The following is an 11,284-nucleotide window of genomic DNA, read 5'->3' on the forward strand; positions in this document are numbered from 1 at the left end:
ATTATGGTATTTGAACACGAAATCCCTGAGGGCTCAAAGCTTTACTTTGCCGGTGCGGCAAAAACGAAGCGTACTATCGAAACCAAAGCGAGCACCTTGTTGAGTGAAGCCGGATTTGAAGAGATTTTAACGCCGTTGTTTTCCTATCATCAGCATATGAGCGTGTGCGATCAGCGTGAACTTATCCGTGTCAATGACAGCGAAAATCACCCGATCAGTCTTCGCGCCGATTCAACGATCGACGTGGTACGTATTGTCAATAAACGTCTCGGCGGAAATACCGAACACAAAAAATGGTTCTATATTCAGCCGGTGTATCGCTATCCTGCCGAAGAGCAGTATCAGATCGGTGTTGAGATTATTGATGAGCCGAATCTCTCACATGCACTTACACAAGCGACACGGATTTTAAATGAATTGGAAATTGCTCCATTATTGCAAATTTCAAATATCAACATTCCCCGTATCCTTTCTGAAATGCTGGAATTGCATTTAGACGATTTTCGACATGTCAATATTGAGAAATTCTTATCGTTGAAAATCGATTGGTTAACACGGTTGGTTTATATGCAGCATGTGCATGAAATCGATGAAGTTGCGCCGATTGTTCCTGATGCCATTAGACCCGAATTGATGAAGATTAAAGAACTCTGTGTGGGGCTGGAATATCCGAATGTCGTTATAGCTCCCCTTTATTACGCTAAAATGCTCTATTATGATGAGCTCTTTTTCCGCGTAATCGAAGGGAACGAAATGTACGCGATGGGCGGACGTTACAAAAGTGATGAGACTGTATCAGTCGGGTTTGCAATTTACACCGATGCGTTGATTGACGCATTACACCAATAACTAAAGTAGGATTATTTATGAAAGCGGATTTAATAGTAGGGATTCAATGGGGTGACGAAGGAAAAGGGAAAATCGTCGATTTGCTTGCGCAAAAATACGATTGTGTCGCCCGTTATCAGGGGGGGCACAATGCCGGACATACCATTGTAGTCGATGGAAAAACGCATGCTCTCCACTTAATTCCATCCGGGATTTTGAATCCTAAAGCGATTAACATTATCGGAAACGGTGTCGTTGTCTCTCCCGAAGCTCTTATTAAAGAGATGAAACAGTTCGATAACCTCCTCGGACGATTGTTCGTCTCTGAATCTGCACATATGATTTTAACGTTTCATACGTTGATCGATCAAGCGAAAGAGAAACTGCGCGGCGAAAAAGCGATCGGTACGACGGGCCGTGGAATCGGGCCGGCTTACAGTGAAAAAATTGCCCGTGCCGGTTTCCGTTTGGGCGAGTTGCGTGATGTTGAGACTTTGACAAGCCGTGTTATGGAATATTTTGACCAAAATAAAGCAATTTTCGAAGCGCTTGAGATTGCTTTACCGTCTCGTGAAGAGTTGGTAATAGAGTTGAGTACTTTTGCGGAAGCATTGGTTCCATTTTTGGCCAACACGACGAAAATGGCATGGGATTTGATGGATGATGAAAAGAAAATTCTCCTCGAAGGGGCTCAGGGTACGATGCTGGACATCGACCATGGAACCTATCCGTATGTGACAAGTTCATCGACTATTTCAGCAGGGGCATGTACCGGTCTAGGGGTTAATCCAAAAGATATCGGTAAAGTGACGGGGATTGTAAAAGCGTACTGTACACGTGTCGGTAACGGGCCGTTTCCTACGGAAGATCACGGTGAGATTGGGGAGCGTCTCCGCAAGCAAGGGCATGAATTCGGAACCACGACAGGACGCCCTCGCCGATGCGGCTGGTTTGATGCCGTAGCATGCCATTATGCGAGCCGTCTTAACGGATGTGATGACCTTTCTATTATGAAACTCGATGTCCTCGACGGTTTTGATGAAATTAAAGTGTGCGTGGCGTATGAAGTAAACGGCGAAGTGATCGATTATATGCCGCTGGATCTTGATGGTGTTAAACCGGTCTACAAAACATTCCCGGGCTGGGATAAAACAGAGGGTGTACGCCGTTTTGAGGATCTTCCGAAAACAGCTCAAGAATATCTTCGTGCTATCGAAGAGTTAACACAAACTAAAATCGGTATGATTTCAACATCACCGGATCGAAACGACACGATTACTTTATAATCATTCATGAGGAGCCGTTATGGGAAAATCGCGTTACGAGCCTTTGGTTAAACTCAAAAAAAAGAGTTTAGACAATGCCGAACGCGCCCTTATCGGTGCCAATAATGCCCTTTCCTCCGCTTCTGACAAACTAAATCGTGCCTATGAATACCTTTCACATATGACACTTCCGACACACGGTTCGGTAAGTGAATTTTCCCAAGCAACGGCTATGATACATGCGCAACATTTAAGCATCGAACAGTGCCAGCAAGCGTTTCAAGCTGCACAGATGAAACAGCAGCAGATGAGGGACCATTTTAAAGCGGCGATGATTGAGTATGAGAAGTTCAAATATTTGGAAGTCCAAGAGATGAATGCTCAGATTAAAATGCTCAAGGATCAAGAAGCAAAAATGCTCGACGAAATAGGGACTATGATCTATAAAAGAGAGGTTTTATGAAATTTATTTTGCTATTGATATTAGGTCTAGTTTGGCTTCAGGGGGCGGAGAATACGAAATCGTATGAATGTACCAAAATTTTTGAAGATCGCAAGAATGAACTTTTGGTGCAGTTGGAGCGTTTGGATGAACAGCGCCAATCGCTAGACACGCTCAAAAAGGCGACAGAAGAGCTTTTACGCAAAAAAGAGGCATTAGTTCAGGGGAAAGATACAAAAGTTGATCAAAAGTTGAGTGAAATCAAATCAAGAGAAGCATCCATTAAAAAGATGCTGGATGAAAATAAAAAAGTATTAGACGAGATGAAACAGCTCAAAGCAAATAAAGTTTCTCAGGCATATGCAAAAATGAAACCTGCCGCGGCGGCATTGATACTCTCTGAAATGTCAGCTGATGATGCGGCAGCGATATTGACAACACTAAACAGCAAAGGTGTCGGACAGATATTGGCAAAAATGGATCCGAAAAAAGGGTCCGATATTACCAGTAAATTGCGAAAAGTACCTGAACCTGTAAAATAGAAATCTAGATTGCTCTAAGCGATTTGAGAGGTGTTTTAGAGTAAAATGCAAAAAATTTCACTCCAGGGCTGGCAATGAAGGTTTCACTGACACACGTACCCCACATCGCGACACGAATCGCCGTCGATCTTAGCCGCAGCGGTTTGGTTACCATGACCAAAGGGCTTGAAAGCACTGCTAAAGAGGCCGAAAAAGTGTTGGCTGCAAACATTAAAAAAGAGATCGCTTTGGAAGAAAAAGTTAAAGAGATCGTCAACGCCAACGAAGAGCAGATCGATTTTTATCTCGCCGATGAGCGACAACTCTTTTTTATGATCAAAAAGAAATTGGCACCGGAATTCGGAGTCGTTCTTTCCTATGAAGACCGTTATTCAGACATCGCACATCAGATTCTCAATGAATTGTACGAAGAAGATTTGATTAATTACGATGTCAGCGAAAATCGTATCAAAAATATCATTTATGATGCGATAACAGGATCTATCGCCGATTCAAGCGAGATTGAATCCGCAGTGTATCAAAAGCTTAAAAGCTATAAACGTGATCTTATTCCGGGAACCGATGAATATGAAATCGTGTATGAAAAACTCTATAAAGATGAATTGGTTAGACGGGGGATGGCATAATGCGTGATGTTTGGATTTATCTCGAAAATGGGACGTATCTAAGTGCCAAAAGTTTCGGAGCAGACACAACTGCTGTAGGCGAAATCGTTTTTAATACCTCTATGAGCGGATATCAAGAGATTATTACCGACCCTTCATATGCAGGGCAATTTGTAACATTTACGATGCCTGAGATCGGTAATGTCGGGGTGAATGATGAAGACATGGAGAGTTCTAAAGCCCATTGTAAAGGGGTAATCGTTCGCCAATATCAAAGTCATTATTCAAATTTTCGCGGAAAAGAAGCATTACACACTTTTTTAGAAAAACACGGAATCATTGGAATTTGTGACATCGATACCCGCTATATCACCAAAATGCTGCGAACCGAGGGGGCAATGATGATGATTGCTTCGACAAAAGTAAGTGACAAAGAGGAACTCAAAAAACTTCTTGAGAATTCACCTCGTATTGAAGAGATTAACTATATCGAAGAAGTGAGTACGAAAACGTCATACGTTCATAAGAACGGTATTTATGATCCGTTTAACTTCCGTTATAACGACGCTCCGGCACCTAAGGCTAAGATTGCGGCAATCGATTTCGGTGTCAAACGCAATATCCTTAATGAATTGACTGAAGCTGGATTGGAAGTCGAAGTTTTGCCGAACTCATTTAGTGCAGATGAGCTTATCGGACGTTATGATGCCAAAGAGATTGACGGTGTTTTTCTCTCAAACGGTCCAGGAGATCCATTGGTTCTAAAACGTGAACAAGATGAGATAAAAAAACTCATCGAGCGTAAAATACCGCTATTCGGGATCTGTTTGGGACACCAGCTTTTGAGTATAGCACACGGTTACGACACGCATAAACTTAAATTCGGTCATCACGGCGGAAATCATCCGGTGAAAAATATTAAGACTGGAATGGTAGAAATTACTGCACAAAATCATAATTATAATGTTCCTGAATCAGTACGTGAGATTGCTGAAGTAACGCATGTAAATCTTTTCGACAACACGATCGAAGGGCTTCGCTATAACAGCGGACATGTTTTCTCGGTTCAGCATCACCCTGAATCCAGCCCGGGTCCTAAAGAGAGCCGATACATCTTCAGCGAATTCCTTCAACTTCTTCAACGCTAAATTAACTCTTTGGGAATCCCAAAGGGTGATTTGACGAAAAATTTACCCTTTAGTGTTACTTTTTTACCCCTATTTCTGTAAATAAACTTAAATATATCGTTAAGTTTTCATATAGCGAAAAACATTTAATAATTTAAGATTGATTAAAAGCTCGTATTGCTATCATTAGAGTGTCTAATAGCCTACTTTTGTTACAAAAGTGTTAAGGGCATCTTTGATTTCACAAGTTTTGCGAAGTCAGAGGTGCCCTAATAGGCTCTTATGCTTTGAATCTTTAAGGAGGTCGTAAATGGAGAATCGTCCATTGGAGTATGATTACACGGTTGCGAAGATGTTTATGCTTACAACGGTGTTACTCGGAATCGTCGGGATGCTTGTCGGCGTTATTTTGGCGTGGGAAATGGCATTTCCTGCAGTCAATACAATTGCGGGATCAGGATTGGCAGAATATACAAACTTCAGCCGTCTTCGTCCGTTGCACACCGATGCAGTAATTTTTGGATTTACCTTTAGCGGTATCTGGGCAACATGGTACTATGTTGGTCAACGTGTATTAAAAGTATCGATGGCTGAATCAAAATTCTTGATGTTCCTCGGTAAATTACATTTTGGACTCTACTTATTAGTAGTTGTTTCAGTTGTAGTTTCATTGTTGTTGGGGATTACAACATCAAAAGAATATGCTGAATTCGAATGGCCTATCGATATCGCAGTTGTTGTGGTTTGGGTTATTTGGGGTATGTCAATTTTCGGTTTGATCGGTATCCGCCGTGAAAAATCATTGTATATCTCTATTTGGTATTACATTGCTACTTTCTTGGGTATCGCAATGTTGTATCTATTTAACAATATGGAAATTCCAACGTATTTCGCATCAGGCGGAATCGGTGCATGGTATCACTCTGTTTCAATGTACTCCGGTACAAATGACGCGTTGGTACAATGGTGGTATGGACACAACGCGGTTGCGTTCGGATTTACTGTACCTATCGTTGCAATGATCTATTACTTCCTTCCAAAAGAATCAGGTCAAGCGGTTTATTCATATAAATTGTCTCTTCTTGCATTCTGGGGCTTGATGTTTGTTTACCTTTGGGCCGGCGGACACCACTTGTTGTTCTCGACTGTACCTGACTGGATGCAAACAATGGGTTCTGTATTCTCTGTTGTATTGATTCTTCCGTCATGGGGTTCTGCGATCAATATGCTTTTGACCATGAAGGGTGAATGGCAACAAGTTGCTGCAAGTCCATTGATCAAATTCATGATCTTGGCTTCTACATTCTATATGTTCTCAACTCTTGAAGGTCCGATCCAAGCGATCAAATCTGTTAATGCACTTGCTCACTTTACAGACTGGATCGTAGGTCACGTACATGATGGTGTTCTTGGATGGGTTGCATTCATGATCATGGCTGCATTGTTCCATATGGCTCCGCGTGTATTCAAACGTGAGATTTATTCTAAATCATTGATGAATACTCAATTCTGGATTCAAACTCTAGGTGTTGTATTGTATTTCACTTCTATGTGGATTGCCGGTATTACACAAGGTATGATGTGGCGTGCGCATGATGAATTCGGTAACTTAGCTTACTCGTTCATCGATACAGTTGCTGTATTGCACCCATATTTCACTATTCGTGCGGTAGGTGGTACATTGTATCTCCTAGGTATGTTCTTGTTTGCATACAACATGTACAAAACCATGACAAGTGGTCGTCGTGTTGAAGAATCAGAGCTTCAATCAGCATCGCCGATGGGCGCATAACAGAAGGGGGAAATATGTTTCACTGGTTAGAAAAACACCCGTTCTTTTTCGCGGTAGCGGTATTCGTTACCATCGCGTTTGCGGGACTTATTGAAATTTTGCCAAACTTTGCGGAAGCGTCTCGACCGGTTATCGGTACGAAACCTTACAGCACACTTGAGTTGGCTGGTCGACATGTTTACATCAAAAACAGCTGTAATGCATGTCACTCACAATTAGTTCGTCCATTCAAATCTGAAACTGACCGTTACGGTCACTACAGCTTGAGCGGTGAATATGCGTATGATCGCCCATTCCTTTGGGGTTCAAAACGTACCGGTCCGGATTTGATGCGTGTAGGAAACTACCGTACTACAGACTGGCATGAAAACCACATGAAAGATCCTGCAGCAGTTGTTCCAGGTTCAATTATGCCGGCATATGGCTGGTTGTTTAAAAACAGTGCGGATATTGATACTGCGTATGCAGAACAGGTAACCGTAAATAAAGTTTTTGCTGTTCCATACAATGCAGAAATTCCAATGGCAGACGGTTCAAAATCGACTGTTAAATTGGCAGCTACATTAGATGAAGCACATGCGGATGCTCTCGAAGAGGCAAAAGTGATTGCAGCAGATATGAAAGATCAAGATGTTAAAGATGCGGTAGCAGCGGGTAATATCCCTGAGATCGTTGCGCTAATTGCGTACCTTAACAGCTTGAAATAAGGAGCAGTGCGTGGATATTAGTACATTTCAAGCTTATGCTTACTTTTTCTTTACGGCCTTTATGGTGGTAGTACTGTATTCGTACATTTATCATTTGTACAGTTCACAGTGGAAAGGGAAGCGTGATTACGAAAAGTACGGAGATCTTGCGCTGCATGATGAGATTGACGATCATCCGATCGAGAAAATCTCAGAGAATGATGAGAAAAAGTAGGAGGCATAAATGAATAAGACAGTACTTGCTGCTATCATAGTTGTAATTGCAATGCTTGGCTTCACTTACGTTGCTGTCGGTGGTGCCGGCGGTATGGGTGGTGAAGGTGATTGGGTTAACAAACTCGCCGTTCTCGGTGCAGTTGTCCTTGTCATTGTTACAGCATTTGTAGTAACCAAATATGTTCGACAAATGCAATTTGACCGTGCAAGCGGTAAACTTGCAGATGAAAACTGGGACGGCATCGGAGAATATAAAAACGAACTACCTTTTGGTTGGGCAATTATTTTTCTTGGTCTTGTAATTTGGGCGATCTGGTATTTCCTTGTAGGATATCCGGTTAATGCATATTCACAAATCGGTGAATATAACGAAGAAGTAGCGGCGCACGATGCAAAATTCGAAGCGCAATATGCTAATATGGACGATGCTACTCTCAAAGAGATGGGCGGATCAATCTTTATCGTACAATGTGCTCCATGTCACGGTCTTCAGGCTGACGGTATGGACGGAAAAGCGGCAAACTTGAATCACCGTATCGCTGAAGCGTCAGTCAAGCACGTTATTCAAAACGGTTCAAACAATCAACTTCTCGGTATGGAAATGCCAATGCCGGATCGTAACGGTTTGATGAATGCTAATACCGGTGCTTTGATTACGGATGCTGAGATTGACTCTGTAGCAAAATATGTTGCAGGCGGAATGAAAGGCACTGCAGGTGCTGATGTATTTGCAGGCGTTTGTGCTGCATGTCACGGACCTGACGGTAAAGGTATGGATATGGTTGCACCAAATATTGCTGAATTTAATCCTACGCTTATTGCGAATGTATTGAAACACGGTAAAAAAGGTGTAATCGGTCAAATGCCGGCATTTAATAACTTGACAGACGTTCAAGTAAAAGCGCTTGGTGCTTATGTCACCGGCCTTAGCAAATAAGGAGAGTCATAATGGAAAATCGTAGTATTTTTGCATTGGACGGTATCACTGGTATGTTAATTGCGACCGTATTGCTCCTCTCTATCCTCGTCGGTTTGACCGTTTGGGGATTGGGTGTACAACAAGGTAGTGCAAATAATTTTTACCAAATTCAAAATGAAAAAGAGATCCAAATGATTAGCACTGAAAATGCTACTCATAAGATCGATGTAAAATAAGGAGTTTAGTATGGCAAGTATCATGGATAAACTCATCACCATCGCTTTGGTGATATCAGCAGCTGTCACATTGTGGGCAGTTGTTACACCTAATCATCTTTTCGTCGGGTAAGGGTAGCTTTTGTTACTCTCACGAGGGCTAGCGGCCCTCACCTTTATCACACTTTTTTCTTTCTCCCTTCATGCGGAATATTTATATAAAGACGATGTTGTTAATAATCCTAAGTTTGCGGAACAAATCAATGCGATCGGTACTGAGCTTAAAGCGAAAACAGGCGTTTCTCTTTATCTTGTAATGGTACGGGACCTAGATGAGAATCAAAGTATTGCGGATTTTGAAAAGCAAGTAGTTGCACAGGTAAAAGAGCCTGCAGTGATTATGACATTTATAGAGCTTCAGCAGGAAGTTGATATTTTAGCTCGTCCCGTCTCTTTATACGAACATTTTAATAAAGCTCAAATTCTAAGCCCGAATGCCACATTCATTGGCTCCGTTGTCAGTGCGATTATGTTTGCACGCAGTTATGACGAAGCAAAAGAACTAATCACTAACCGTGGCGGTACTATTTTGCCTATTTTGGCTGAAAAAACAAAAGACGGTGAAACCGTTAAGAAGTATTCAGTTGCGATGTTTAACGGATACAGCGATACGGCGGATCAAATCGCGGCGGCACAAGGGGTCACACTCAGCTCATCTGCCGGAAACGGAAGTAAAAACTTTATCGATATTATTCGGTTAATTTTTTACGGTATTATTCTGTATGGTATTTCGCGATACGTATACGGACGTTTTTTTCGTCCTAAGAAGGATAAGAATGTTTAAAAATCCCGGTACAAAATGGCCTATTATTATTGCACTTGCGATCGCCGGTGTAATAGGGATGTCAGTTGTAACGCTTAAAATTGCAGCTAATAACCCGGTAGAAATGTCTAATTTTGAAATGCACAGCTATCATGATTACGATCATGGGATCAATGATATTATTGAAGCTAAAATTGCATTTGATAAAAAATACAACATTGCTTTTTTAACCCCTCAGATATCAGAAAAAGGGACGGTTATCGAGTATAAGGTAACGGATAAATCGGGTAACGCTGTTAATGATGCAAAGGTGGAAGCGGTTCTTATGCGCCCTGATGTGAATCAACACGATATCAATCTTACCAATCCTGTTGTGAGTGAAGGCAGATATGCTTTTAATCCGGTGGATCTTCCAAAAGCAGGACGTTGGGATATTACAGCAAAGGTGACTGTCGGTGCAGACAGTCGATATTATAACCTCAAAGCGGATACACGCTACCCGAATACGTTCGAATTTTAATATAACTGCTTTATAATTACTATCACTTCTCCCCTTTAGGGGAAATTTACTACAATATTCACAATCGTAACAAATCAAAATTTACACGTTTTTTTATATTAACTGTGAGTAGGTATTTTTAGGAAAAAGAGAGGGAACATCGCAGTGAATAAAGAGTGTATTGTTTATCCTACTGCGAGATGCATCCGTGAAGCGGTAACTGTTTTAGATGAATGTTTTCTCTCTCACATGATGAGCATGGGAGAGTTTCTCTCCCGTGCGTACGTGGCAGTCGGCAAAACGGTCCCTGATGAGGATTTACGTCTTTTGGCAATGCACGAAGCGAGTGACTTTTCAGGTTTCAGTGCACTTAACATCGAGCGTAATTTTTTTAGTTTCATCCAAAATTCGGAATATTTATTTCGTTTTTTTGAAGAGTTGAGCTCGGAACAGGTTTCCGTTGAAACCCTTCAGTCGGTTGATGTATACGGTGAATACGAAGAGCATATTAGTATACTCAGACGCTTGCGTGAACGATACGGCGATATTTGTTCACGTGAAGGGTGGGCGGATAGAATTTTCAATTCAGAGCACACGACAATACAACACGATTTTTTGCGAAACTTTGAGAAGATAACAATAATCGTCGAAGGGTATCTAAGTCGATATGAGATAGCTCTGCTTCGAGAATGCGCCGTCCATTTAAAGGTTATTCTCAACTACAACACAACGGCATATAACCGAAAAATGACGGCGCGGTTTGAGGAGATGGGATTTGAATTAAAAGAGGAGATGGAATATCGACTATCACTTAGTGACATTCAGATTATAGAGGAAAAACCACTCCATATCAACCGTTCCCTAAGATGCGAAATCTTCCACACACGATTGGCACAAATCGGATTTATCAAAGCCTCTGTCGAATCGTTTGTAGAAGAGGGGATTGAGCCGGAAAAAATAGTGGTTGTTTTGCCTGATGAAGATGCGGCTGCCGTGTTAAAAGAGTTCGATACTGAGGGAAATTTCAACTTTGCGATGGGAGAGTCGTTTGTTAACAGCGCTCTCTATCGTAAAATGGAGAGCATCACCCTTTTTTTAGATGAAGCAAGTGTTCTTAACCGTGAACGTATCCGAAATATCAATGTATCTACTATCGATTGGTTTAAATCGCATTACCCTAAAAAGTTTCGTTTTGCTCAGTTGGAAGAATTGATAGGATTGTTCGAAGATGCTGATCCGGAGTCGATTGAAATGATTCGTGATGAACTGCACCGGTTCAGTCATTTGTCCCATGCGTTGGAGGA

The 11,284-nt window shown here is 41.7% G+C and carries 13 protein-coding genes and 1 pseudogene; all 14 read left to right on the forward strand.

The genetic code is table 11. The features are described from left to right. Positions 1-3: 3 nt before the first annotated feature. A complete protein-coding gene (locus PHP90_RS01550) occupies positions 4-849 on the forward strand; it encodes an ATP phosphoribosyltransferase regulatory subunit (protein WP_299924212.1) in 846 nt (281 codons plus the stop codon). 17 nt (positions 850-866) lie between these two features. Beyond that, entirely contained in the window at positions 867-2,114 is a 1,248-nt protein-coding gene (locus PHP90_RS01555) for an adenylosuccinate synthase (RefSeq protein ID WP_299924214.1), read from the forward strand. Between the two features lie 19 nt (positions 2,115-2,133). Next, entirely contained in the window at positions 2,134-2,556 is a 423-nt protein-coding gene (locus tag PHP90_RS01560; RefSeq protein ID WP_299924215.1) for a flagellar export protein FliJ, read from the forward strand. Further along, positions 2,553-3,077, forward strand: coding sequence for a PDP protein (locus PHP90_RS01565; RefSeq protein ID WP_299924217.1), 525 nt, complete (start codon positions 2,553-2,555; stop codon positions 3,075-3,077). The genes PHP90_RS01560 and PHP90_RS01565 overlap by 4 nt, the downstream gene beginning before the upstream one ends. A 74-nt stretch (positions 3,078-3,151) precedes the next feature. Then, positions 3,152-3,703: a DUF507 family protein gene (locus PHP90_RS01570; protein ID WP_299924219.1), complete on the forward strand. Its 552-nt coding sequence runs from the start codon at positions 3,152-3,154 to the stop codon at positions 3,701-3,703. Continuing rightward, positions 3,703-4,830 carry a glutamine-hydrolyzing carbamoyl-phosphate synthase small subunit gene (gene carA / locus PHP90_RS01575; RefSeq protein ID WP_299924221.1) on the forward strand — a complete coding sequence of 376 codons (1,128 nt, stop codon included), beginning with the start codon at positions 3,703-3,705 and terminating at the stop codon, positions 4,828-4,830. Before PHP90_RS01570 ends, carA begins: the two co-directional genes overlap by 1 nt. A gap of 289 nt (positions 4,831-5,119) precedes the next feature. Continuing rightward, positions 5,120-6,601: a cytochrome-c oxidase, cbb3-type subunit I gene (gene ccoN / locus PHP90_RS01580; RefSeq protein WP_299924223.1), complete on the forward strand. Its 1,482-nt coding sequence runs from the start codon at positions 5,120-5,122 to the stop codon at positions 6,599-6,601. A gap of 14 nt (positions 6,602-6,615) precedes the next feature. After that, the gene (ccoO, locus tag PHP90_RS01585; protein ID WP_299924225.1) at positions 6,616-7,308 is read left to right on the forward strand and encodes a cytochrome-c oxidase, cbb3-type subunit II; all 693 of its coding nucleotides are present in this window, start codon (positions 6,616-6,618) and stop codon (positions 7,306-7,308) included. A gap of 10 nt (positions 7,309-7,318) precedes the next feature. Continuing rightward, positions 7,319-7,522: a cytochrome c oxidase, cbb3-type, CcoQ subunit gene (locus tag PHP90_RS01590; protein WP_299924227.1), complete on the forward strand. Its 204-nt coding sequence runs from the start codon at positions 7,319-7,321 to the stop codon at positions 7,520-7,522. Between the two features lie 9 nt (positions 7,523-7,531). Further along, a complete protein-coding gene (locus PHP90_RS01595) occupies positions 7,532-8,461 on the forward strand; it encodes a c-type cytochrome (RefSeq protein ID WP_299924229.1) in 930 nt (309 codons plus the stop codon). Positions 8,462-8,472: 11 nt separating this feature from the next. After that, on the forward strand, positions 8,473-8,679 hold the full coding sequence (locus tag PHP90_RS01600) for a DUF4006 family protein (protein ID WP_299924231.1): 207 nt from the start codon (positions 8,473-8,475) through the stop codon (positions 8,677-8,679). Between the two features lie 121 nt (positions 8,680-8,800). After that, complete coding sequence (locus PHP90_RS01605; protein ID WP_299924234.1) at positions 8,801-9,502, forward strand: 3-dehydroquinate dehydratase; 702 nt, start codon at positions 8,801-8,803, stop codon at positions 9,500-9,502. Then, the gene (locus tag PHP90_RS01610) at positions 9,495-10,001 is read left to right on the forward strand and encodes a FixH family protein (RefSeq protein WP_299924237.1); all 507 of its coding nucleotides are present in this window, start codon (positions 9,495-9,497) and stop codon (positions 9,999-10,001) included. The genes PHP90_RS01605 and PHP90_RS01610 overlap by 8 nt, the downstream gene beginning before the upstream one ends. Before the next feature lie 144 nt (positions 10,002-10,145). Continuing rightward, positions 10,146-11,284, forward strand: a pseudogene (locus PHP90_RS01615) (hypothetical protein); the annotation flags it as partial.

The sequence above is a fragment of the Sulfuricurvum sp. genome (assembly GCF_028712165.1).
Classification (GTDB): Bacteria; Campylobacterota; Campylobacteria; order Campylobacterales; family Sulfurimonadaceae; genus Sulfuricurvum.